We start from the raw sequence: 24,275 nt of genomic DNA, 5'->3' as shown, positions 1-24,275 counted from the left end.
TCATTCAGGAACTAATTCATATACCGTGCCATATTTCTGGCCGTCCGTAAAAAACAGCCGCACATATTCATCTCCCCCCACTTCAACAGCGGGTAAAACATTCCGTCCCGCAACAAAAGGTGCTGTGAACGGATACAAGGTTCCATCGTCCCGATCTGCGGGATAGCCCCCACGCTTCTTCACGTAGCAAAGCGCCTCCTGCGGGACAGGAACTTCGGCTGTCACCTGAATTTGGACGGTTTTGCGGCTGCGAAACCAGCCTTTTTTATGGTGAACCGCATATCTGATTTTAGCCCTTCCGGTGCTCAACTCCAGTTGGTTGGCTCCGTCTTGCTGACGGATCACGTAAGTGTCTCCATCCTCCCGAACAGCCGGATACACGGTATACCGCACGCGTCCAATGCCTTCAATTCGGTCACGATAGCTGCCAGCAGCCTTATACTCCTCGCGTGTAAAAAGTTTTAGGCTTGAAAAAGGCGGTAAAACTTCACCTTTATTTTGCCCATTCACACCTGCATCGGCTGATTGCTTCGCAATATATACCACGGCTGCGCCCTCAGGCCACTGCCAGCGTAACACAACCCGGTTGTCATCAATTTTGTGGCTCAGCTCCGAAATAATAGGATCACCGGGCTGTGCTTCCCTATACTGCATAAGTTCCAGCCTCCCGTTCTAAAATCCACTGCTGCGTCGATTGCGCGTCGGGGCTTCCGGTGCCCCTCTTCGGCGTCCTGACGACTCACCCTGACTTCCTCCACCGGAAGATCGGCGAGTATTTTCCGCAATCGGCAGAACAAGCGAAAAGACAGCAATAAGGGCTGCCAGTACGAGCGCTGCCAACAAACGAATCATCAAGTCGCCTATAGGCGATCCAGATAATCCTTTTTCCAAAATAAAGCCAGCGAGCAAGCCTGCCGGGACTCCACCAATGGCGAAATTCCGTGCAAGAAAACGGTTATCGAACATCAGCCCAAGAGCTAATCCCAATAGAGCGCCGATAATGACCAGAGCCGTTACACGATAAATGGCAAAATACAGACTGTCGGCATATTCACCTGTCCGCTCCGTTACCAGTGTGCGATCACCGATTTTGTTATATATTTTACCGAACGCCTGAGTAAGTCCTTGGGCATTGGCTACATTAGAATAAGTTCCACCTGTCAGGTTAGCAATATTTTGCAATAAGGCTATACCATCCGACTCTGCCAGTTTCAGCCCGATCGTATTAATCGGAATCTGGCGGGCGATATAAGGAGCCAATGCTGTCTGGGTATCCAGATCGCTAAAACCATCAGAGAGCATAATAACGAGAGAACCTTTTTCCGCATTGCCTTGGGTTTCAATCTCCTTGATCGTCTCGTCCAAAGCAAGCCCGATCTCTGTACCGCCTGACATTATAGTTTGCATACTATCGATTTTAGAATATACCGCTTGCTTCTCTGCATCTGTGCCAATGGGAGTAAATGGCTGAACCAACTGCGCAGCAGATTCAAATGAAACAATGGCTACCCGCTTGTCTCCATCCATTTGGGCAATCAGACTCTTGGCAGCCGTTAGGCGTTCATTATCAGGATCTGTTTGTTGCATACTTCCGGAATTATCAATCACAAGTACGAGGTCCTGTACGCTCTTGCGCCCTTCAGGGTTAACCTGATAGCCCAACTCCAATAGCAGACCTGCCACGAACAACATCACCAACGTAGCAGGCACCAGTAACCTCCAGGATAACCCGGAGTAGCGCTGCCGCCATGAATGTCCATTTAACTGTGGCGAAATCAGTTCGCCAATCAGACAGCCTAGGCCAATGCACAGGGCCATGATGCCAAAATACAGCCCGATCACGATGATATGCGGCCAATGCCCTATCAATTTGTGAAGAATAAGCTCTCCCAAGATGAAGCCTACTACAGCGCCCAGCAAGCCGAACAGTAATAGGAGAACGTTAAATTTACGCTGCTTCATAAGAATCGTTGCTTCCTTCCATCATTAAAGTAGGATGAATATGTGGCTACCGCAATTCCGGCAACCGGTCCACGTCGATTCCGTGAAACACGAAACCATTCGCAGTATATGTCTCATAATACGTTTTGCCGTTGCGGTAAACCATCAGATCCTCCAGATGGAAGCCGCCCATCAAATGCAGTTTTTCCACCCCGCTACTGCGGCGCTCATGCACAAAACCCAGTTTGTAAATACGCGAAGTAATGTCCACATCCATCGCATAAGGAAGAAATTCGCCTTCGTAGTCACCAAAGAAGTACTTTTCTTCATACCGATGCTCATGGGTATAGTCGAGCAAACGTACGTTAATTCCGCCATGTTCCTCTAACGTTTGATACAGTTTTCTAAACAGCTCATCCTTCGGAACGACCAGCCGATTTTCATATGCAGCAGCTACATTCGCACGCCGCAATAATTCTTCTTCGAAGGTCTGATTAAACGGCTGTGAACTGAGAATCAAGGTACGACAGGTCTGCGTAAGTCGATCCACCAATGCGGACAGACCCCCGTCCAGCAATCCGGATACAGGCCCCATATGCCGGGTATCAAAGAATATAGATTTTCCCCGCTTGCTTTCCAGCTCACGCATGACATCCTCTGTCACACGCTCGTAATACTCGAACAGGTTTTGACCTGTGTAACTGTCGGCCTGCCGAATACTGTCCGTTGCAGCTTGATGCAGTTCACGCTCCAGGCTGGCAAGCTGTACTGTAATATGCTTCGCTTGTGCATGCCATTTCTCTAGTGCCAGTTCATAGCGGCGAAGTAACTCCAAATCCGCTTGAATCCGCAGCATGTGCAGCTTGTGCCCGTAAACTGTCTCGGTCAGGTAACGGATCAAGCTGCGCACATTATGCTTATCCATGAGTGGTAGTCGTTGAAAAGGCTGGTCCTCCACCCGCCCGTTATACAGGGTATCCAGTTCAGCGGCACTAATCTGCAAGTCATTGGACGTATCACGAATCAGCCCCCGAACAGCCGTAAGCACATTCCCTGTTTTATTTTCATCCGTCCAGTCTGTCAGCTCGAAAAATCCGATTTCAGGATATTCCTTGGCAGCTGCATTCACAGCCAACTGCAGACCTGATTCCGCCTGAAAATCTCCCAACCGTTTGTGCACAATCCGTTCACAATTATCACGGAAAAAGGCTTCGCAGCCCTGACCAAACAAGGCCTCCTCCGCCTCACGTAATGTCATTCGCTTCAACGAGCCGTAGCTGGCTCCGCTGGTCATCAGTGCACTCATGTCCGTGATCGCTTCATTACCAGGAACTAGATCATTTCGCGTGCGACCGCGCTCAGCAGCATCTAAACCAAAATAATTCAGCTTATCGCGTATGTCCCACTCCTGCTCTGTTCTCATACGCTCTAACAGCTTCACATAAAAGTGATACAGCACCGTAAGTGCGATTGACTGGTTAGGGCGGTTGACTCGGGAAAATCCAGCCGACACATAACCCTGCCGCCCGGATTCCGTCATGATGTTGTTTTTAAACGATGTATTGTTGTATCCCCCATCCTGTGACCGATAGGAATCTCCTGCCTGATAACGGTTTTTAAGAAGCTGAATGTGGCAAATGATGTCACAGCTTTCTCGCAGACTATTCGGCACCGTTACGCCGCGTTCGTTCTTGTCGGACAGCACATAGACGAGATCGAACAACGGCGATGGAGCATGGGATACCGGAATGGTCAATTTGTCCTCGGTCATATGAAGCGGTGCCGTAAACGTATACTCCGGACTCTGGATATAGTCCAGCTCTCGCATGAAAGCAACGGACGTTGCACTACTGTAGCCAAATTGGGCAGTCTGATCGCTTTCATTCACCAACACATACAGATCCATTTGTACCGATTTAAAAGACTGTGCAAAAATATACTCCGCCAACAGTGTAACTTCAGGGATTAATACGTTCATGGGGTCATCCGCTGTCGTCAAAATCGACAAATGGACACGCTCGAACGAAGAATACAACCGACCGTAATCTGCCAGATGTCCACTAGCCCGGCGCAACGCGGTGTTAAGCTCAATTAGCTGCGATTCATGTGTATAAAAAGCTTGGTGTAAGTCACGGCGTATCGTTTGGTGGCCACTTTCCTCCGGTACCGCTATCGTATGAATAATAGCATCCACCGAACGATCTACAGCCGCATGTTCCTCCTGCGAGCGGATCTGAATATACGTTACTCCCGTGCTGTTATCCCACTTGGTCCGGTTGATATCTGCAATGGTGTTCATCACCGGATTCATGCGATCCCCGATAAAAAGAAACACGGACGGGAAATGGATGCTGCTGCGTCCATCCCCGCTTCCGATTAATTGGTCCTCTGCGGCTGCATAGTCAGCCGCATAACGTAACAGCTGCTCTCTCATACTTTACTTCAACTTTCTGCGGATGTCGTTTAATTTTCCAGCCATTTGAGCATAGAATGCATAAAGTTCCGCTCCGTTAGCCAGCTCCACCTTTTCATATTCCAATTGATTACGGGCCTCTGTATAAGTCGCAGCCAGTTCATCCAGCTTTGCCAGCAATGGTGTAATATCCTCAGATGAAGTCAATACAGCATCACGGCGATCCGCCTTGCGCATTAGAGCTGCAAATTTCTTTTCTTCCAAACCACGGAAGTTTGTAAACACTTCAAACTCCACATAATTGCGACTCTTCATGACGTTGGCAAACGGCTCCCAAGCCTCTTCCTCTTCGTCACGATCATAGACATACAAAGCGCCTTTTTTCGTAATCGTGTCCGTATAGAGAGCCTGAATGAACTGATCAAGCCATTTTTCTTCATCCTGATATTTACCCAGCAAAGCTTCCAGTTCAGCGGCTTTCGCTTCAATTTGTGTATATTTCACCAGTTCTTCACGAACCACCTGTGTTAACTCTGGTGAACGGATCAGGTTTTCCTTCGCCATCTCTTCATTGATGCTGCCAAAGATGTCCTTGCTTCCGGCCTGCTCCAGCCCTTCAGCCAGCAGACGTTTCAACTCAGACCATGCTCTTTTCACCTCACCCAAATTCGGCTTGGATTCATGCAAGCGCATATCGTAGCCTGCCAGCATCGCATTCAGATCTAGCGCATGTGAACGGATTACAGTGAAGCGGCTGCTCGTATTCTGATCGACATCCTTTTCTCGAATCACACCAAGTGACTTGGCACGGTCAAAATCATTACGAATGCGTGCATTATATGCTTGCACACGAGAATTGACGTAAGTTTCGCCCCATGACTTTTCAGGAATCGGCGACGGCAGATTAGTCCAGTTGTTCTGGCCTGTTTGCACCAGATGGCGGCCAATACCTTCGCGGTCAAGAATCGTTTTTTCATAGCTTTCTTCATACACTTTGAGCGGCGTATATACAAACAGAGGAACACCATTACGCGTATTGAGCCAGAAAATCCGGTTACGAACTTCACTTTCTTTAATAGTAAAGTGTGATTTTCCAATTGCATTATTTTGATAATTGCGAATGCCTTTTAGGATATTAGGCGACTGTACAGGTACCGAAACGAATCCCCAAGACGGGAAGTACAAGTTGCCAGAGCTATTGCTCAGATGGAACACAGGTACAGCTTCCTCATCCAGTTTGCTCGCAATGTAGCGCTCCACAAATTTTTCAATGGCTTCATCTTGCCCGTATTTCATGACGAGGAAATCCTCCATGGAACGGGTAATGAGATCACCGAACTTATCAGTCAAGAAATTGGAGATTGAGCTGATGATGTCCATATCCTGATCCTTCACCCATTGATCTGAATTTTCGAGCAATTCTTGGGCAAAATCACGAATCAAATCGTCACCGTTGCGGTTATCCAGCAGCTTGGTCACAACTTCAGAAATATCCGGTACACTTACCAGATTCCAATAGTACGTTTTGTTACCTTTGTGATCGGACTGTTCCTCGCCGTTAATCAGCAGATCACCATTCTTCTCGAATATTGCGCTCAATGCGTTCAAAATTTCAGTAAATACATTATAAATGCGGCTATTTTCCTTATTCAACAGGTCATACAGGTCTTCATAAAATTCAATGAGCTGCTCTGTACGTTCCACATCAGCACGCAGCCAATATTCATTAATTTTCGCTTCAATGTACGCATTTTTCTTTTTATCCTTGGATACAAACGCGCTCTTGGCATCGCCCAACTTTTCGTTCGCCTGCTCACGCGCCCATTCAATGTCCGTCGGAATACGGTGCAGTGATTCACGCAACGTCTCCACATATGAAAGCAGCATTTTCAGCAAGCTAAATCCTTTTTCAGTATAAATCATGCGGGATACATAAAACGGTCCTTGCTCAGGATGCAGAAACATCCGGCGAATTTGATCCGTAAACTGTCCTGTAATTTCACCAGGAAGCTGCTTCTTCGCTTTGATATACTCTTCGCGGGCACGCGTCAGGAACGTTTGCTCCAGCTCGGTGTCCATATTGACAACTTGCATTTTAACGACATTGCTATAACTTAACCGTTCACTGTTTTCAAAGCCCGGAAGCGGCTCAGGTACACGGGATTCAAAGTTTTTGATCATGCTATCCAGATCCACGCCCAGCTTGCGGGCAAACTTCTCTACATCCTCTTGATTTGGCGATTGCTCGAACATTTTGGACATTTTGCCAAACATTCGATAAGCCAGATATGTCGTCATTTCCTCCATTGGCAGCACCGCCGAGGAAGCCCCGATAATATTGTAATCGTAGTTTGCTGGATACGCCTTATTCATTTGTGCGATGTTGGTACGGATATTGCTGATATAGTCATGAATGGCAAATTCTTCGCCGGATTGTTTTTCCTCACTCGCCATAAAGTTGGTGATGTTTTCGGCGGTGACATTCATGCAGTAATCATAAGCATTTTCCAACAGCTTGCCTTCCGTATTCGTGGCCGAAATGAGATGGCACAGATTAAACGGCGGAAGCGGCGAGTTCACGGTCAAAATATTTCCGTACTGCTGCTTAAAGCGTTCACCACGGCTGTCTACATTCATCCAGTAGTCCAGCTCTTTCAGTGCAGCATAGCCGTTCTTTTTAATATATTCACGTGTATGCTCACTCAGGCTTTTGTTCGCCAAATTGATATCCGGTGTAAACAGATACCCTAATGTATTTACACGGTCTACACCTGCAGAGCCATAATCGCGCTCAATAATTCCTCGGACGATATATGAGATATCGAGGAAAGTACCGCTTCCTGTACCGCCGGACAAACCGGACAGCAGGAACACCATAAGCTTCTTATTGGTGCCCTCAGACAAGGTTTTGATTTTTTTGTCAATGCTTTGAACGACCTGATTAATTTTGGTGAACAGCAGTAATCGTCCTGCCTGACGTACCCCTGCCGCCCCGTTCATACCATCGGTAATGCTCAGCTCTGGAGACAGCCAATCGGTAATGTACGGCTCTAGAATGCTACGGTTTTGCAGCAATCCGCCGATTTCCGCATTGGACAGCAATACAAACTCATTGATGGGGTCCAAACCAATCCCCTTGTATTTTTTGTTGCGGTCTTGTTCATTCGTTTCAAAAGCGAGAAATTCCACATTGTCCGGTTTATCGCTCTTTTTCTTGGAGATCGGATCTGCTGGAAGCTTGAATCTGCGGTTAATTTGATATTTCAAGCGGAGAAGGGCATCAATTCCCGTACCTCCGAGTCCGATAATTAAAATAGGATTATCAATAGTATCCACTCTGATCTTATCGCTTACGATCCCCCCGCCGAGTGATACGTCTAATTGTTGGATATGCTCTCTAACTACTGGTTTCATAGATATGACCTCCTAAGGGTTCGTTTAGCTGTTTACTGAAATAAATTCCAGCAAAATGGTTTTGTCCACACTGGCTAACGGGATGGTCAGACGATCACCGTTTTTGAGTTCAAGACCGTTGCCTGTGTCTACAGCCCGCCCGGATTTTTCAATCGTAATCTCGGAGGTACTGCGCACAATGATACGATCCTGATTGGCTGGTGTGAACACAACCTTGTCGGTTCCAGCAAATTCCGGTGCCAGTTGCAGCAACTGGTGCAGATTAAATTTGCCCCGGAAGGTGTTCAGCTTCTTGTACTGCGGATACGTTTTTTCGCCAGTGTTCTCATCCCGGATTTCCAGTACGATTTGACCGACAAAGCCACGGTTGGCCTTTTTCATAGCCTTCCAGATGAAATATGCGGCAACCAGCAGAACGAGCAGTCCCAGCCCTAAAAGAATGAGTGGCATTAGCTTGGACTTTTCAGCAGGTGTTGTTGGCTGAGTCGTGCCCGTATTTGTACCGCTCGTCGCCCCTGCTTTAGCACTAATGGTTACAGGCTGTGTTTCACGGTAGAAGCTCTTCTCCTCTGCTCTAACGGTTAGTTCGTAGTCATGCTCATCTGGAATCGTATAGGAACCGGTAAAAGAATCCCCTGCGTTGGTTAACGGCACCTCATTCGTTGTACCGGAATCCAGATCCTTGACCTTCAGAACAGCATTCATATTCGCATACAATTCCTGATCCTGAAGATGCTGGCTATTGCTCGTCAGGTAGGAACGAATTTGAACTGCATCGCCTTTTTTGTATGATTTGGCGGGCGGTGCGTCCATTTTCAGCTCCAGATCATAGTTAAATACCAGATTAATATCAATCTGATCCTGCTGGACTCCCTTGACTTGGAGCTTCCAGTCACCAGCCGCAGGCTTGAGCAGTTTAATCAGTGAGTAGCTTTTGGACTTGGACAGCAGCACATCGCTCGAAGGAATCGGCTTGGTGTTGCCCGACGGGTCTAACAGTCTCGCATCCACCGGTTTCGAGGACATGATCGAAATGTTAGCCTCCAGCACACTATCGTTCGGTACGGTTACCGTTACGTCCTGATAGTCGCCGTTTGCCGTAATGGACTGCAAAGGCACCACTTTCAACTTCAAATTGCTGGCGAAAATTTCACTCAAAATGTTCGGCAGGTCATCCGCTGAGCTTGTAATAAAGGACTTGCCGCCCGTTTGCTGCGCTATGTCGGCGAGCTTGTTTTTATTCAGCTTCCCATCTGCATTCAAGCCGATGGTGTAGATCGGAACGCCGCTATTTTTAGCCTCGGCTACAGCCTGTGCCATATCCTGATCGGATTGGCTTTCGGTTCTACCTGTCGTCTTATTAAAATCGTTGTTACCGTCGGCCAGCATGACGATCATAGGCGCATGTCCAGCTGTTTTACCATCTTGCAAAATGCGGATTGCTTCCTTGACACCCACGGAGGTGTCAGTATACGCCCCCCGGTTCAGTCCGTCAATAAACGTCTTCAGTTCCTGCTTATCCGCTTCGGATGTAATATTAAGCAAGGCTTTCTCACGCTGTACGACATCCGTATACGCTACAATCCCGACCTTGTCATTTTGCGTCGACAGCATATCAATGAACATTTTCATGGCTTCATTGCCAATTTTCCCAGGATCACTGGTGTTCATTGAATTACTTACATCGACGACCAGCACCGCATCCACCTTAGAAGCAGAGGGTGAAGCTGCATTCGCCATCTTTGGCTGCCATGCCAAAATCGAGGTCATGATCATTGTACATATGATTCCGATGACCAAAAACCATTTTCTGTCTCTACTAAACATCGCTTGTACCCCTTTGCCGGTTAATTCTCATTCTAAATTACAGTTGTACTCCCCTACTATTAAATTATAATGAGTTTTACATGAGCGCCAGCTGAAAATACTGCCCGAATGGTCTGAATCCAACCCAAAAGCCTGTTATACCGCGAGATTTTACCAATATCCTGCAGTAATGATATAATTATACCCCAACAAGGGCAATCGGGCACCAGCCTTCTCCTTTATACGACAAAAATAACAATAGCGAAACCCGCCCATGTAAAATATTGAAGTAAAAATCCAAGTAGAAAGAGGAAATACACTATGATCTCATACGGATGTCTGGCGATTATGTTTCTTTTTGTCGCCATCAAATCACTAATTTACTATATACATAAAAAACGCGCCCCGTCGATTACACAAATCGACACCGAGCTTCTAGCGCTGCTGAACCGGAGAAGTGAGCACAATGAATAGTTCCAAACAAGCTGTACAATTTCGCCCATTTACCCGCACAGAGTACGCCTTCCAAAAGCTAAGAGTCTGCAAGCGTTGTGGACAATTTACCGCCCTTTGGGAAGAAGAGTGCACATCATGTGGTCGGGATACACTAGTCCCTGTAGAGCAATATGCCAGACTCAGAGCCAAACGTTATTTTCGTAAAGACCTTGTCGTTAGTGTCATATTGCTGGCCGCTACTGTCTTTTTCGGCCACTCGCCGCAACAAATGCTTCTGTGCGGTATCGTCGGTGCGCTTCTTCTGCTGCCCTTGGTGCTTCTACAGCAGGGTATTTATCCTTATGAACGGCGTAGGCAGCTTATACGTCTGTTCAGAGGCCGTATAGGGCAGATCCAGGAAGGACTAAACGTTAATCATAAAAACGCAGTTGCCCTGCGGCAGCTTAGTGAGCGTGTCTCCTATGAAATGCTGCGTGAGATGGCTGTACTCCTTCACAATGATCGGATAAGGCTCCAGCAGGTCGCTCTGCTGCAATCTTTTGTTCTCCGCAAAGACATGGAATTAACGCTCGATCCTCTCCTGATCAAGAGCTTTGAGCCGCTTATGGTCAGATATATCGGAGAGATTGCCAGACTCAATCGTGAGCTGATCAAGGACCGGACATTCCGATACGTAGTCTTTTATGAGCGCCGTATTCTGGAATTGGCAGGGGGCGAAGATATTCTCGTCCGCGTAGCCAGTGCAGCTGTCCGTAAAAAGCGCTACGTAGTCACCCATGCCGCTTTCATTTCCAGATATGTGCGCAAACTGCCAAAGGAACGAGTCCAGCGTTTATATCATATCATTCAAGAGAATCCGTTAGAACCCTTTGGAGATTTGGCCGATGAAGTAAAGATCATGTACCTGATGGAGCAATATAAAAGCTAAGCTGCCATAATGCCCTTCTTTATATGACGTCATCCCGATCACAAATCACTGCAATGAACCAGCAAAAAACCGTCAGGATCGCCAATGTGCCTCCAGACGGTTTTTTAAATTATGGATTATTATAACATTGTTACTTTTTTATTGGCTATTGGCCTTGCAGTTTTTGCTGCGTATGTCTAATAGAAGTAAAGTTAAAAGCACGCACTCCCTGGCTATCATACACAATAATCTCTTTATTCAAATACGGGTGTAGACCATTAAAGTATCCGGGCATAATCAGTCTGCGCATAAATAGGTTTTTACCCAGCATACGGGGAGAATTGGTCGCTACGACAAGCATTTGCTGGGTTGCAGACCATGGGCTAGGTTGAATATATGACAGGCAATACTCGCCAGCCATAAAATCGCCGCCCAATGTATACCCTTCCTCCGTACATGTAATTTGCAGATCGGCTTGGTGCTTCTGAAGCAGCTCATGTCTGGACAGGCCCGAAGTGACACAAATCACGTTGCTATCAGCCAGTGCTTCCTCCGTAATATCATTGGAAGACACCACCGGATAATGAACACCGATATACGGATTCCAAGTCGCTGTTCGTGGGCTAGCTAAAGCGTTCGCCGTCCGTCTCACCGCCTGCTCTTCCTCCGGTGTAGCGTAGCTGGACGGAAGGACAATGTGAAGACGATCCATATAAACGTCAAGCACACCCATACCATGGCTCAAAACGTTTCTTCCCACGCTTTTCGAATCCACCATTTTCTTTTTGGCATCCGATTCTTTTGTAAAGCATCCACTGCTTTCTTCCTCCCGTTCGGCAATCAAACGGTATTCAGGGGAGGGACGTTTATGTGACTGTGTCTTAACAAAGCGAAAGCGACTGTATTCCCGCAAATCCAACACGAAAATACGGGCTCCGATACGAACTTGGGCCAATTCCAAGGGCATGACCTCTTGAGAAAGATGAATGATAAATTCTTCGGCGTGAACTGCCTCGATATCTAACTCACCTGTGGCACTCATTTCACCGTACAACTCGGCATATTCCTCATTTACATCCATTCGCGTCAGTTCCAGCCAGTAAGCCCGGTTATGTCTGCCCCGTTCCGTCCGGTAGGCGATACGCTGAGGTACGACATCTCTTTTCCATTGCATAAGCCAGCCTAGTACACCGTCCAGAAGTCTCAGCTCATGCGTGTCCCAGTGATTAGAATGACGTTCTACGACACCTTTAAAATGATCAGATGGAAGCGCTGTTACAGGGGCTGTAAATGCTTGTGCAAATAAGTAATCCTGATCTCCACATACATTTAATATTGGCATATTCAACAGATTTATCAGATGCTTGGGATGTGGCGCTCCCGAGATAACCGCAATAGCCGCAAAACGAGAAGGATAAGCCTGTGCCATCGCCCAAGCAGCATATGCTCCGTTCGAATAACCCGTCAGATAGACCCGATCTTCGTCCACTCGATACGCTTGCAGTATGACATCCAGCCCCTCCAAAAAAGCAGCTTCTCCAATATAACTACCCAACGTTACACCACGGCACGAAAAAGTAACGAATATAGCTTCCTCTTCCCAGCCTCGCCCAAAACCTCGATTCTGAAAATCCGGCAAACCCAGCTCATATCGCTTGCCTGGCATCAGAACGATCAGAGGATACTGTCGGTCAGCCGAATAGCTTCTGGGAAGCTGAATGGTATAGCGTTGCAAACTATTGTCCAAACGGGAGACAAAAAATCCTTCCCCAATTCCGTCATTACACAAAAAGATGTGTTCTTCTTGAAGTAAGGATGGGGAATGTGACTGCTCGGTATGTCCATTTGTGAAGATCTGTTTTAATAGCTTGATATATTCACGCACAATCCGGTAATCCCAGATTTCAAAAGGATCTTCCGGCAAATCCGTTAACCTTTTTAATTCTTCAAGCAGGCCCTCTATTTGTATTTTCTGCGCAGAATGAAGAATATCTATAGCGCGGGCTTGAATGTATTGGTCATACTCTTTCTGCAAGCCCTCCACGACGACTGACAAAGGCCGCACAAGTACCGAATACACAAAATGATGCTCCACAGCCTCATGATCCTGATATGTAACAGTGAAGTGCAGCATTCCCGTATTCCTGGCCTTTTCCTCATCCCAGTCATAGCTTTGCTCCTGCTCCCAATGTGCTGGAAAGCGATCCAGCTTCATGCCCTCATCATCCGTTACCTCGACCCATAACGTTTGATCTAAGGGAAGATCTATCCGATCCTTACGCAGTAAATAAAATAAGATCGGGCTGTCTTCGCCCTCCCTGCCAGCACTTTCTTCAACCTCTAGCCATGCCATATGAAAACGTATATTACGCTCTACAAATTCTCGATGCAGTTCTGTCACATCTGATTCGTCGCATACCTGATTTCCACTGATACGAATAGAGCGGGCCTCCTCGGGAATAAACGCAGCAATGATAACTACCGTGTGATCGCCTTCCTCCAGATACAAGCGAAAAGGACCGGATTCCGCATATACCAGTGTGCCATCTATCCATATTTGTCCCGTTCCTTCAAAGGGTCTGAAAATCACTTCCTGTGCAGCCATACAACGAAGATTTGAAACCAGCAAAAGCCTTTCTTGTTCGGCCAAAGGCGGAAAAACACCTAGATTCAGCTCCGCAGTCCGAGGGTCCAGCTCGGTCAATAATCGGCACGCTGCCTTTCCTCCGGCTGAAAGCTCTACTCCTTCTTCACCACAAGCCTTTTCCAAATTCCAATCCTCATGGGCAAAATAACTTGACCATTCCCTGCCCACACCGCAATTTTCCGGAAGCTCGACTGGACCGACTGCATAAGCAGACGCCAGACGTACCGGATGATCCGACAGCACAGTAGTTGCTTTTTCCAGATGTGTGAACCTCATAACATTCCCCCTCCAGGTTTTTGTTTCCTCAGAGACGTAGTCGCGGTTATATTCCGTTTAACATTCAATTGAACTATATAAAACTATTCGTTATTACCTCTACGTACTCCTCTGTGCTTTTCAAAAAAGAAGCTATTCTCACAACAAAAAAAGAGGCAGCTTCTGCCACCTCTCTTGAACATTACACTTATTTTCTTACAATGCTGCCTGCAAGTCTTCAATCAAATCTTCCAGATCTTCAATCCCAACCGAAATCCGCACCAAACCTTCGGTAATGCCTAACTCTGCACGACGTTCTACCGGAATAGAGGCGTGCGTCATACGTGCAGGAACGCTAATCAGACTTTCAACCGCTCCCAAGCTTTCAGCCAGTGTAAAATATTTCACCTTTTTCAGAAGTGCAACCGCGTTAGCGTCGCTACCTACATCAAAGGAAATGATGCCGCCAAAGCCTTGAGCCTGGATTTTGGACAGTTCGTGCTGCGCATGGCTTTCCAGTCCAGGATAGTACACTTTGCTAACCTTCGGATGTTTTTCCAAAAAGGCTGCAATTTCCTTCGCATTTTGCTCAATCGCTTCCATACGCAGACCCAATGTTTTAATACCGCGGATCAATAACCAAGAATCCTGCGGACCGAGAATAGCACCAATGGCGTTTTGCAGAAAATGGAGTTGTTCTCCCAGCTCGTCGCTGTTCACAACAGCCAGACCAGCTACAACATCGCTGTGGCCGCCCAAATATTTGGTAGCAGAGTGAATGACAATATCTGCCCCGAGTGTAATTGGCGTCTGCCAATAAGGGGTAGCAAATGTGTTGTCGACGATCAGTAAAAGATCATGTTTTTTTACAAGCTCCGAAACAGCGCGGATATCAGTAACCTTCAAAAGCGGGTTCGTTGGCGTTTCGACATACAATGCCTTCGTATTCGGACGAATTGCTTTGGAGATAGCTTCCAGGTCAGTCGTATCCACAAATGTGTACTCAATTCCGATACGGCTGAGCACTTTGCTTACAATGCGATAGGTGCCTCCGTATACATCATCGGTCAGCAAAATGTGATCCCCTGCATTAAACAGTGAAAATACCGCATGAATTGCAGCCATACCCGAACCGAAAGCAAAACCACGCTTTCCTTCCTCCAGATCCTTGATCAGCTCCTCCAAAGCAAACCGGGTCGGATTGCCTGTACGCGAATACTCGTATCCCTTATGGACGCCAATTTCCTCTTGCTCATAAGTGCTTACCTGATAAATAGGAACGTTAACCGCGCCTGTATGGGGATCGGTAGGAAGCCCGCCGTGAATCAGTTTTGTTTTGCGTTTCATTTTATATCCCGCCTTCATATATTTTTTTACTCAGATAACGTTCGCTGCTATCCGGGAAAATGGTAACAATATGTGCACCATCCGGTGCATTTTCTGCTTCCAGTAAAGCGGCATGTAAAGCAGACCCTGAAGAACTGCCAACGAGAAGACCCTCACGTGCAGCCAGTTCCTTGACACGGCCAAAAGCATCGACATCACTAATGGTGTGGATGGCATTAAAATATCCTTTATCCACAAATTCAGGAATTAATTCCATGCCAATTCCTTCCGTTTTATGTGGACCTGACTCGCCGCCATTCAAAATGGATCCTTCCGGCTCCACGATGACTGTTTTAAGGGCTGCATTTTGTTCCTTAAGATAACGCGAGGTTCCCATAAACGTTCCCCCCGAGCCTGCACCTGCCACAAATACGTCCACTTTGCCGTCCAGATCGTTCCATATTTCAGGTCCCATTGTCGTATAGTATGCCTCGGGATTATCCGGATTACTGAATTGCCGCGGCAAGTATGCATCTTTTATTTCAGCAGCCAATTCTTTTGTTTTTTCGATAGCTCCTTTCATCCCCTTACTCGTCGGGGTATGAACGATGCGTGCTCCCAATGCCTTCATCAGGTCCTGTTTCTCTTGGCTGAACTTCTCAGGCACAGCAAAAATAACCGAGATATTATAATGAAGTGCTGCCATCGCAAGACCAATACCTGCGTTGCCTGCTGTTGCTTCAATTAATGTCCCACCTGGCTTCAGCTGACCTGTTTTTAATGCTTTTTCAATAAGAGCCTTACCCACCCGATCCTTTACGCTGCCGCCGGGATTCATAAACTCCAGCTTCGCAAACAGGCGAATTCCTCTCGGTAGAGAATAGCTGTTCAGCTCCACTAATGGCGTACGTCCGATGAGTTCAAGGGTATTTTGATATACATTCATAATTTCAAGCTCCTTTTAATGGCGAATCCAAAATAAACCAATGGTCAAAAATTAACGCCTACTGTCGGAGAAGTTCGCTATCATCTCCAAGAAAACATAGTAATGCGGTAAGTATTGATGCAATAAGATTTTATGTGTATTTGAAGCTTTTGTCAAATGGACCAGTCACAATACCCACACCCCCTGCCTGCTTGCTCGATAGGATAGAGAAGATGTCACAAAATATTTCCCGTGCAACATAAGGAGGAGTTCATATATGGGAAAGCAATTTCTAAAGATAGCTGCCGTATATTTTGCCCTCAGTGTGCTGCTTAGTGCCATTATTGGCGTGTCGGGTGATTACAGTCTGTCCAATATTCAGTCTAATATCTATTTATTAGGTTGGACAACGCTTGGAATCATAGGTCTGATCTATGTGGCCTTTCCCGCACTTTCAGTTACTATTCTGGCACATATCCATTTTTGGATGCATAATATCGGTCTGCCCGTGTTGATATTGGCGCTTATAGGTCAAAATTACAAGGTTCCAGAGACTGAAGTTTGGATCGTCATAGGGTGGGTGTTACTCGCAGGGGGGATTATGCTGTTTATGGTGAATGTGTGGGACAGACTGCGCTAGAGCAGATAAGTTCTCTTCATTTGACCATAAAAAAAGGAGCCTGATCATGTCAGGACTCCTTGATATCTTCATCATATGTTAGCCATATACCAGCTGTACTAGCTAAGTGTCTTACTGTTACTTCACTATTTCATCCTGTACATGTTCTTTACAGAAGTTCTCAACAGCTTGCAGCTCATCCTCTTCAAGTTCAAGATCAATGTAACGATTCGTTACTTTTTCAATTAATTCATACTTCAGCAGTCCTGTCTTTTCTTCGTCTACTAAATAAAGACAACGGATATACAGTCCGTTTTCAGTGTATAGCTCGTCGTCCTCCTCTACCTCTACATCAATGATAAATTCATAACGCTGTCCAGTCAAAATACCAAAAGCATCTTTAATCTGATCTACGGTGTACGCTGTAAAGTTCAACATGTTTTTATTCCCTCCGGGTTTCCTTCAATTACGGTGCATTCTACGCCTGCAGGCAGTAGTTGTTCAACTTGTATACGTACTTCTTGGCGACTCAAATCCTGGCCCATGATGGATATCCAGCCCCGATCATTACGCGAGCGAATTAAACGCCCTATGCCTTGTCTAAGTCTAAGTGCCATGTGAGGCATATCTATCTGAATAAACGGATCTGCTGCATCCTTGCGCAGAGCCGTAAAAACCGGATCATTCGGAGGAAATGGCAGTGACCAGATAATGACGTGCGACAGAGAAGGTCCAGGAATATCCAATCCTTCCCATAATGTAACAGCGCACAACACACTTTCCTCATCATTCTGAAAAGCTGAGATCAGATGGCTGATTTCAGCCGAACCTTCGTACAGAAAACGATAGGCAGACGCCTCCGGGTAAGCAACGAGACCCGTCTGGAATGCAGCCAATTCCTCCTGTGAAGGAAACAGGATAAGCGCTCTTCCCTGCGATTTCTCCAGCAGTGCCAGCGCTCTCTGGATTGGATCATCCCCCGCTTGCAACGGGTACAGTGCAGCTTGCATCTGATCGCTGTAGTCATAAGGTGAAGCAACAGAGAACGTTAGCGGATTTTCAATACCGAGACTCTGCGCCATATAGTCAAAAGAGCTTTCTACGGAAAGCGTAGCTGAAGAGAATACGATCGGTATATGCTGCGCAAATACTCGCTCTTTGAGAATCTCTTTTACCATCTTCGGCATAACCACAAGCGTTAATCCATCCTGATCCTCCATCACCCACGAAATGAGAAGTTCAGGACGCTTAAACAAAGCCAACGCGGTTTGAATCATTTCCAAATGTTCTTCCACAATTTTGACTTGATACTCATCCAAAGAGAATAGTCCGCTTTCAAATACAAGCTCTTCCTCGATCATGCCGATCAGTTCTCCAAAGCGGTTTACCTCTCGAGTCAGTGACTCATTCAGGATGAACTCCTTGCGATTAGAACCCTGGACAGGCTGACTGTTCTTATCTAGTGCAGCGAACAAAGCCTCACTTTGGGAGATTGCATCTTCAATCGTCATTGCCAGAGATTCTCGCACTTCTCCCTCCAGCAGTCGGGTAATTATAGACTCAAACTGAGCGTGCTTAAGCTTGTAAGTAAGCGCATTTTGTGCCGCTGTCTCCAGTAAATGCCCTTCGTCAAAAACAACAGAGCTGTGCTCCGGCAGCAACGGCAACTGACCCTCGCGCTTTCTCGCTTCGTAGGTCCATACATGCTCCATATAAAAATCATGAGAGCAGATGACCAGATCTGCCGCTTTGCGATAATGATCACGAGACAACGTCTGACCACAACGATGCCGCTGATGGCAAACGAGACAGTCTTGAAATACATCCCATCCGAGTCTGCTCCATTGTCCATCTGTTAGCTCAGGATATTCCTTTCGGTTCCCGTAAGGAGTGAAGGACTGTAACGTATCTGGAAAATGAACAAAATCCGGTAGATCCTGATAGATATCACGGAAAACATCTGCGTCCTCATCCAGTCCGCTTCGCACCTCATCCAGCTTATTCAGGCAAATATACTGATCTGGCGACTTCCCCAATCTGGCATCAATCGTCAGACTCAAATGCTGTGCCAGCTTGGCGATATCCCCTTCCGGCTTTACCAATTGTTCAATTAACGATTCATCTGCACAGGCGATAATCGCCGGTTTTCTCATGTATCGGGCATATGCAATAGCGTACAGCAGGTATACCAGCGTTTTACCAGTACCCACACCTGCTTCTGCAAAAATGGTCTTTTTTTCCTTATAGGCACGTTCTAGCTGGAATGCCATATAAATTTGTTCATCCCGAACCTCAAAGCCGACTTCAGGCAAAACTTCATAAAATACATCCGCAATCCAGTCACTTGCCTGCTCAATAAACGGCTTGGACGGATCAAAGGCAAAAGGGTAAGTAGTCAATCGGGCTGTGCCTCCAATTCGTTCATAATGTGCATCCTTTCATTATAACGCAAAACAAGCTAAAAAGAACATGAAAACTGTAAGAGCAGCTTATATTTTTTTTATGTCGGTATAAGATTCCCTTTAAAATAAAGGGGCATACTTTCGTCTCGGTGAGATGCTACGTTATATTAATATTTCATAAAGAAAGCTACATAGACATCTACGATGGAAATTTTTTGAGAAATGTCTGTTTTTTCCGTAATAGTAAATGAAGAAAATTATCATGACAAAATAAAAGAAACCAGCTAATGTATTACAAGCATTAGCTGGTTTCTTGTTGATTGATGAATATGCATTAAGCAGAAGCTCGTTCTCCTTAACTCATGTTTAAGATTCGCCAATTAGATCCAATTTTCCCCACGCTTATTAATACATGGTTTTGTTCTTCTCCATCTATATAAAGCTTAACTTCAAGCACCCTTATTTCTTGTATATTCATAGTCTGCTCTATAACATTTTTGTTCTTTTCACTATGACTCGATATTATTTGAGGCTTAGAGTACGTGCTACTCACCTTCATTTCCTTGATTTTCTTTAGGTCCATAGCAGCATTCGCTTCTCCCATAACGATACGTTTGCCCACCATATCCGGATTTGAGTTTAGGAACAGTAACATATAAAATTTCTCCCAATACTGTTCATATTCGATAAAGCTTTTTAAAAAGTTATGGCTTTCAAAGGAAGGAATGGGAGCACCTGCTTGAAGCTCATAGGTATGGAGCAAATTGAAATGATTATCTACTGTATTCGCACGATACTTTTCCACAATAGGAAAACATTTTAACGCACTGTCGAAGTTATGATCATTTACAGCTTCAAAAAAGGCTTCTACCACCAATTCGGGCGTGGAAAATTGCGCCTCAGTGGGTTGTGGCAGATCTGCCTGCAAGTTCTCCAAATAAGTGCTTCCAGGCTGCTCTTTTCTAGCATCTTCAGAGCTGATCTCTCCAGAATGTCCTTTATTCGTACAACCCGCAACCACTACGAACAGCAGCAGGACTACAACTGAACAAAATATCCATTTTCGTTGTCGCATGAATTCATGTTCCCCCATTATTTTGAAAATCAAAGACTACTAAGCTTTCCTTAATAATCGGTGATCTCCTCCGTACTTACAGAAAAGACGATTGCTGATTGTATCGCTGCAACTCTTTTTTATGTACAACAAAGGTATTGGTACAAAGATCGTGGACTCCCTGTTTCTTCGCAGTAAAAGCGACCACAATATATATAAGACGTAAAATCACAAAAGAAACGGCTTTAATCCAATAACGTCCTGAGGCATGCAAGAATCCAAGACGCTTTCCTTCCTTGTCTACAACAATTAAAGAGAACACAAGCTTACCCGGTGTTGCTCTTACCTTCGATGATTCCCATAACACACAGTAAAGCCATGGTACTACGAGCCATAAGATCAGCGGCCAAACCATAAGCAGCACTTGTATGAAACCCGTCTCCTTTATACCCAGAAGATCTGGGATAATGTTAATTGCTCCCCCTACTAAAAGGACTATGCCAGTAAGGATGATCAAATCAATCAAAAACGCGGCTGTTCTTATCCAGAATCCTCCGTACATCCGTCTTTCAGTATCACTTGTTCCTGTCATGATATGTATAACTCCTTTTGAAATGATATTTAAAATCCAGTTTATTCCTTTACACAAGATGATATCATACGGTTACCTACCTATATTGTCAATTTACGAATAAATACTCTTAAACAAGTAAAAGGACCTATTTCCATGCATCAAAATGAAAATTTTATAGGAATTAAGAGCTTTATATACAATGATTTTTCTTTGATTGGGTACAAAATAAGCGCAGCTACAATCTCTTCCCCCTCTATAAGTAGTACTTTGGCATCGAATTAAATAAAGTCTTTTTTTGTGCATAAAAAAACAGCGCATATGTAAATGAGATTACATACACGCTGCCTCACTATTACTCTGTGGATTTGACAAGCAACAGCTCAGCTCGAATGAGCTTGTTCCCGACCATCTTACTCACTATATTTTTTTGCATTCAACACTAAACAAACCTTCTTCACCGCGCAGCTTTGCCAATGCCTCGACAAAGAAATAATCGCCATAGATAATGGGAACGTTGATGTATTTTTGCTCAGGATAATGTACAGTCCCATTCATCAGCAATCCCTCATGCTCCTCGCCCCACGCCGTACACGTATGATGCAAGCCCTTGAGTATAGATTCTGCAGCTTCTGTAAAATGCTCCGCACGTGTCGAATATTTTGCCAGCTCTAGCAAACCACTGGCTGCAATCGCCGCAGCCGATGAATCCCATGCCCCTCGGTGCTCTTCTTCTGCTCTAAAATCCCACACAGGCAGGCAAGCATCGCTCAGTTGGGACAGGAAAAAATCAGCCGTGTTCTCGGCCACCTTCAAATAACGCGAATCGCGCGTGTACCCATACGAAAGCGTAAAACCATACAATGCCCAAGCCGTGCCACGTGCCCAAGCAGAACCGGGAGCAAATCCCTGTCCACCATGCTCGGCGACCTTTTTTCCAATCTCCGGATCGAATTCGACCACATGTGCGATAGAACCGTCCGAGCGGACAAATTCACGTGCTACGGTATCTGCATGCTGCACAGCGAGAGCGGCAAAACGCGGATCTCTGCTTACCTCCGAAGCCCAATAAAGCAAGGGCAGATTCATCATACTATCTATAATCGCAACGCCCCGTGTATCCATGTCCTTCGAGGAGAAGTTCCATGCGCGAATAAAACGGCCATTCACGTTAAAACGGGCAACCAGCAGATTGGCAGCCAACAACCCTCGCCTTCTGGACTCTGAATCTCCGGTCAGCCGATGGGCGGCTACACCGCTGAGCAGCCAAATAAAGCCAAGATCATGGTCTACAGCTTCGCTATTATAGAGTATTTTTTCCAAACGACCCTCGCACCGCTGTGCAATCCCGGCAGCCACACTGTCAGGACGCGCCCGATTGGTCAGCCACAGTAGCCCCGGATAAAAGCCTGCTGTCCACCACGCTTCTTCACGATTATCATAACGTCCACCCTCAGCAACATGTGGAAAAGCGTCCCCCAGTCTTGCCGCTAAGGCAAGGGTCTTATCCAAAGCCAGATCCCACGATTGCTCCAGCCACGCTTCTGCTTTCGTCATTTCTTTTCCCTCTCCTTTTTCCACATGTTAAACCATATTCATGGCTCCAGCTCTAACTATTCAGGTAACCGAATGATAAAGGAAATGCGGTTGCCTTCATATTCCAGACGCGCTCCCTTAAGTAAACCATTCCGACAGGCTACTGAAGCTAATTCTTCCGGCCATACCACGTTCGTTCCTTCCGTCGTCGGGATAACTTCGAGGCTTGCGCCTGCGTATTCTACTCGAATGCTTTCCGTTTCTTTCCCGGCTGACATGACATGATGAATTACGCTGCGCTCCCGACCGTCATATGCCATTAAGGGAATAAGTGCCCCTACATTCTGAATATTGCCTTGAATCTCATACGCCACTTCAATTTTGCCAGGTACCTGACGATAATGCGTTCGGATTTCCCTCACTCCCGGGAATGGACCTTCCCACAAGAGAGTGAAATCCGTTGCTCCGTCAGACGCTGAGCTTTGTTCCAGCTGTACGGTTCCTCCGCCATCCTGCGGGTCAATCCCTCCATCCCGGTCGAACTCCAACGTACCGGGAATGCCTTCCGACAAGCTGTGCCACTTTCCGTCCTCCGTTTGCCAGGCCGGGGTATAGCTCAGCGGGAAAATATCTCCCTCCGCGAAGCCTGTAAAGCCGCGGTCTGCATGACCTGCTGAGGACGGACCGATCAGCGACGGCAGCGCAGACTGCTGAATACGCACGATGCCCGGAACATTATACGGGTCGTTGACCGATGTTTGCACAAGCATTTGCTGCCCCTCTACGGCTGCAATGACAGTCTGGAACCAGCCATCCGTTGCCAACACCCGGCTGCCGATTTCCGCCGGGATGAAGGTTGGAGAAATGCGATCCATCTCCTCCCCATATAGAAGGGTGTGGGCCAGCACAGCCGCCGTCCACAGACTGTAGCAGGTATGATTTGAATACACCTCAAAGCCATGCCGTGCCTCGGACGAATAATGGTTGCGGACGATATGCAGCTTGCCGTCATCGGTCTGCCAACGGCTAATTGCTTGCCAGCATAGATCTGCTGCCCGTCGGAACGCACCTGCAAGCCCATGCTCTCCTGCCGTAATAGCCTGCTGAGCATGTGTTGTAAAGACAAAGGCAGCAGCCGCTTCGTTCCACTGATGCTGCGCGCTTCTTCCACGCGGCGGAATTTCCCCGTGCGGGGATAGCGCCAGTAATGTGCTGAGCGCCCCCCTGCGAAGGTGGTCACGCAGTTCGAGTGCGCAGCTGCCATCATATCCATTCTCCAGCATCACGCCCAGATGGAAGCGTGTAACGATATCGTAGGCAAATGGGCTATTGGGCCGATCCAGCGGTCCATCCTGATACAGGCCCAAACCGGTAAAACGAGGCAAATGGTAGCTTCGGATATACTTCTCCATCCATTCCGAATCGGCTGCAATTCCTTCCGCTGCACGCAAAAACTCGCCGGAAATCATAATTGCATTCCAGTTGATCATCCGGTTCGGGTTTTTCATTTTGCTCATCGTAAAAATGTAGGTCTGCTCCGGCTGAATTCTGCTCAGTTGTTGCTTCCATGCCGTGGCTTGTTCTGGCAGCAAATTTTTAAGGAGCCGATACGCTCCCATCATCATAATTGGAAAAAAGTCTGGGTGGTGATCGGGCGCTTTTTCCTCCACTACACAAGCTATGCTATGCGTCAAGGCCGCAGCAGCAGATTCCAGTAAATCATGCCGGCCTTCTTTGACCAATACCGCCGCAGCGAACGCATAGGACGGGGTGGAGTAGTACCGTTCACTTTCAGAATGGAGGTCAATGATAGCTCCAGATTCATCCTGATGCAGGGCATATGCGCGAACCAGCTTTTCCAGCACGGCCAGCTTATGTTGGTGAGTCCATCCGTCATTCACTTGGTTCGGTGCGCTTTCCACCTGTTCTATAAATCTCTCCAGTTCCGTCTGCCAAGGGTACGCGCTGCCTGTCTGCAGCTTATTCATCCTGTCTGCCTCCCA

The 24,275-nt window shown here is 46.6% G+C and carries 17 protein-coding genes; 3 read left to right on the top strand and 14 right to left on the bottom strand.

What is annotated here, in order from left to right:
* Genes JOD82_RS07995 through JOD82_RS07975 form a run of 5 tightly spaced genes read right to left on the bottom strand, consistent with a single transcriptional unit; the run spans position 1 to position 9,595 of the window.
* Entirely contained in the window at positions 1–654 is a 654-nt protein-coding gene (locus tag JOD82_RS07995; RefSeq protein WP_069010195.1) for a beta-mannanase, read from the bottom strand.
* Positions 655–672: 18 nt separating this feature from the next.
* Positions 673–1,962 carry a vWA domain-containing protein gene (locus tag JOD82_RS07990; RefSeq protein WP_209948091.1) on the bottom strand — a complete coding sequence of 430 codons (1,290 nt, stop codon included), beginning with the start codon at positions 1,960–1,962 and terminating at the stop codon, positions 673–675.
* Between the two features lie 46 nt (positions 1,963–2,008).
* Positions 2,009–4,375, bottom strand: coding sequence for a transcription initiation factor TFIID (locus JOD82_RS07985; protein ID WP_209948090.1), 2,367 nt, complete (start codon positions 4,373–4,375; stop codon positions 2,009–2,011).
* Between the two features lie 3 nt (positions 4,376–4,378).
* Positions 4,379–7,768 carry a tubulin-like doman-containing protein gene (locus JOD82_RS07980; protein WP_209948089.1) on the bottom strand — a complete coding sequence of 1,130 codons (3,390 nt, stop codon included), beginning with the start codon at positions 7,766–7,768 and terminating at the stop codon, positions 4,379–4,381.
* Positions 7,769–7,792: 24 nt separating this feature from the next.
* Entirely contained in the window at positions 7,793–9,595 is a 1,803-nt protein-coding gene (locus JOD82_RS07975) for a vWA domain-containing protein (protein WP_209948087.1), read from the bottom strand.
* A 300-nt stretch (positions 9,596–9,895) separates the two neighbouring features.
* Here JOD82_RS07975 and JOD82_RS07970 point away from each other — a divergent pair, with 300 nt between their 5' ends.
* Together JOD82_RS07970 and JOD82_RS07965 are read left to right on the top strand one after the other, a co-directional pair.
* Positions 9,896–10,048 (top strand): hypothetical protein, encoded by a 153-nt coding sequence (locus JOD82_RS07970; protein ID WP_165147246.1) that lies wholly within the window; start codon positions 9,896–9,898, stop codon positions 10,046–10,048.
* A complete protein-coding gene (locus tag JOD82_RS07965) occupies positions 10,041–10,958 on the top strand; it encodes a hypothetical protein (RefSeq protein ID WP_029519144.1) in 918 nt (305 codons plus the stop codon). The genes JOD82_RS07970 and JOD82_RS07965 overlap by 8 nt, the downstream gene beginning before the upstream one ends.
* A 145-nt stretch (positions 10,959–11,103) precedes the next feature.
* On the opposite strand, the gene JOD82_RS07960 is transcribed toward JOD82_RS07965, so the two are convergent.
* From JOD82_RS07960 to JOD82_RS07950, 3 genes are all read right to left on the bottom strand, one after another.
* Positions 11,104–13,860 (bottom strand): PHB depolymerase family esterase, encoded by a 2,757-nt coding sequence (locus tag JOD82_RS07960; protein ID WP_069010200.1) that lies wholly within the window; start codon positions 13,858–13,860, stop codon positions 11,104–11,106.
* A 195-nt stretch (positions 13,861–14,055) separates the two neighbouring features.
* Positions 14,056–15,186, bottom strand: coding sequence for a bifunctional cystathionine gamma-lyase/homocysteine desulfhydrase (locus JOD82_RS07955; protein ID WP_069010201.1), 1,131 nt, complete (start codon positions 15,184–15,186; stop codon positions 14,056–14,058).
* 1 nt (position 15,187) lies between these two features.
* Positions 15,188–16,111, bottom strand: a complete 924-nt coding sequence (locus JOD82_RS07950; protein ID WP_029519141.1) for a PLP-dependent cysteine synthase family protein — start codon at positions 16,109–16,111, stop codon at positions 15,188–15,190.
* Between the two features lie 256 nt (positions 16,112–16,367).
* Between JOD82_RS07950 and JOD82_RS07945 the strand changes: the two genes are divergently transcribed.
* Positions 16,368–16,730 (top strand): hypothetical protein, encoded by a 363-nt coding sequence (locus JOD82_RS07945; RefSeq protein ID WP_069010202.1) that lies wholly within the window; start codon positions 16,368–16,370, stop codon positions 16,728–16,730.
* Between the two features lie 117 nt (positions 16,731–16,847).
* Here the strand turns inward: JOD82_RS07945 and JOD82_RS07940 are convergent, their stop codons facing one another.
* The 6 genes from JOD82_RS07940 to JOD82_RS07915 all read right to left on the bottom strand — a co-directional run bounded on the left by JOD82_RS07940 (position 16,848) and on the right by JOD82_RS07915 (position 24,260).
* Positions 16,848–17,147, bottom strand: coding sequence for a DUF6509 family protein (locus JOD82_RS07940; protein ID WP_069010203.1), 300 nt, complete (start codon positions 17,145–17,147; stop codon positions 16,848–16,850).
* On the bottom strand, positions 17,141–19,108 hold the full coding sequence (locus JOD82_RS07935; RefSeq protein ID WP_029519138.1) for an ATP-dependent DNA helicase: 1,968 nt from the start codon (positions 19,106–19,108) through the stop codon (positions 17,141–17,143). Before JOD82_RS07935 ends, JOD82_RS07940 begins: the two co-directional genes overlap by 7 nt.
* 358 nt (positions 19,109–19,466) lie before the next feature.
* The gene (locus tag JOD82_RS07930; protein WP_029519137.1) at positions 19,467–20,186 is read right to left on the bottom strand and encodes a hypothetical protein; all 720 of its coding nucleotides are present in this window, start codon (positions 20,184–20,186) and stop codon (positions 19,467–19,469) included.
* A 76-nt stretch (positions 20,187–20,262) separates the two neighbouring features.
* The gene (locus JOD82_RS07925; protein WP_029519136.1) at positions 20,263–20,757 is read right to left on the bottom strand and encodes an RDD family protein; all 495 of its coding nucleotides are present in this window, start codon (positions 20,755–20,757) and stop codon (positions 20,263–20,265) included.
* Between the two features lie 399 nt (positions 20,758–21,156).
* Entirely contained in the window at positions 21,157–22,293 is a 1,137-nt protein-coding gene (locus JOD82_RS07920; RefSeq protein WP_069010205.1) for a glycoside hydrolase family 88 protein, read from the bottom strand.
* Positions 22,294–22,349: 56 nt separating this feature from the next.
* Complete coding sequence (locus JOD82_RS07915) at positions 22,350–24,260, bottom strand: glycosyl hydrolase (protein ID WP_069010206.1); 1,911 nt, start codon at positions 24,258–24,260, stop codon at positions 22,350–22,352.
* Between the last annotated feature and the right edge of the window lie 15 nt (positions 24,261–24,275).

The sequence above is a fragment of the Paenibacillus sp. 1182 genome, assembly GCF_017833915.1.
Classification (GTDB): Bacteria; Bacillota; Bacilli; order Paenibacillales; family Paenibacillaceae; genus Paenibacillus; species Paenibacillus polymyxa_D.
Note: the sequence above shows the minus strand (reverse complement) of the source record. Positions and strands in the feature narration are given on the sequence as shown.

What these genes read in the sequence shown, in the direction of transcription:
- JOD82_RS07915 (WP_069010206.1), bottom strand. Translation starts at nt 24,260, where the DNA reads ATGAATAAGCTGCAGACAGGCAGCGCGTACCCTTGGCAGACGGAACTG.
- JOD82_RS07970 (WP_165147246.1), top strand. Translation starts at nt 9,896, where the DNA reads ATGATCTCATACGGATGTCTGGCGATTATGTTTCTTTTTGTCGCCATC.
- JOD82_RS07950 (WP_029519141.1), bottom strand. Translation starts at nt 16,111, where the DNA reads ATGAATGTATATCAAAATACCCTTGAACTCATCGGACGTACGCCATTA.
- JOD82_RS07955 (WP_069010201.1), bottom strand. Translation starts at nt 15,186, where the DNA reads ATGAAACGCAAAACAAAACTGATTCACGGCGGGCTTCCTACCGATCCC.
- JOD82_RS07920 (WP_069010205.1), bottom strand. Translation starts at nt 22,293, where the DNA reads ATGACGAAAGCAGAAGCGTGGCTGGAGCAATCGTGGGATCTGGCTTTG.
- JOD82_RS07995 (WP_069010195.1), bottom strand. Translation starts at nt 654, where the DNA reads ATGCAGTATAGGGAAGCACAGCCCGGTGATCCTATTATTTCGGAGCTG.
- JOD82_RS07985 (WP_209948090.1), bottom strand. Translation starts at nt 4,375, where the DNA reads ATGAGAGAGCAGCTGTTACGTTATGCGGCTGACTATGCAGCCGCAGAG.
- JOD82_RS07930 (WP_029519137.1), bottom strand. Translation starts at nt 20,186, where the DNA reads ATGCGACAACGAAAATGGATATTTTGTTCAGTTGTAGTCCTGCTGCTG.
- JOD82_RS07990 (WP_209948091.1), bottom strand. Translation starts at nt 1,962, where the DNA reads ATGAAGCAGCGTAAATTTAACGTTCTCCTATTACTGTTCGGCTTGCTG.
- JOD82_RS07980 (WP_209948089.1), bottom strand. Translation starts at nt 7,768, where the DNA reads ATGAAACCAGTAGTTAGAGAGCATATCCAACAATTAGACGTATCACTC.
- JOD82_RS07960 (WP_069010200.1), bottom strand. Translation starts at nt 13,860, where the DNA reads ATGAGGTTCACACATCTGGAAAAAGCAACTACTGTGCTGTCGGATCAT.
- JOD82_RS07940 (WP_069010203.1), bottom strand. Translation starts at nt 17,147, where the DNA reads ATGTTGAACTTTACAGCGTACACCGTAGATCAGATTAAAGATGCTTTT.
- JOD82_RS07945 (WP_069010202.1), top strand. Translation starts at nt 16,368, where the DNA reads ATGGGAAAGCAATTTCTAAAGATAGCTGCCGTATATTTTGCCCTCAGT.
- JOD82_RS07975 (WP_209948087.1), bottom strand. Translation starts at nt 9,595, where the DNA reads ATGTTTAGTAGAGACAGAAAATGGTTTTTGGTCATCGGAATCATATGT.
- JOD82_RS07965 (WP_029519144.1), top strand. Translation starts at nt 10,041, where the DNA reads ATGAATAGTTCCAAACAAGCTGTACAATTTCGCCCATTTACCCGCACA.
- JOD82_RS07925 (WP_029519136.1), bottom strand. Translation starts at nt 20,757, where the DNA reads ATGACAGGAACAAGTGATACTGAAAGACGGATGTACGGAGGATTCTGG.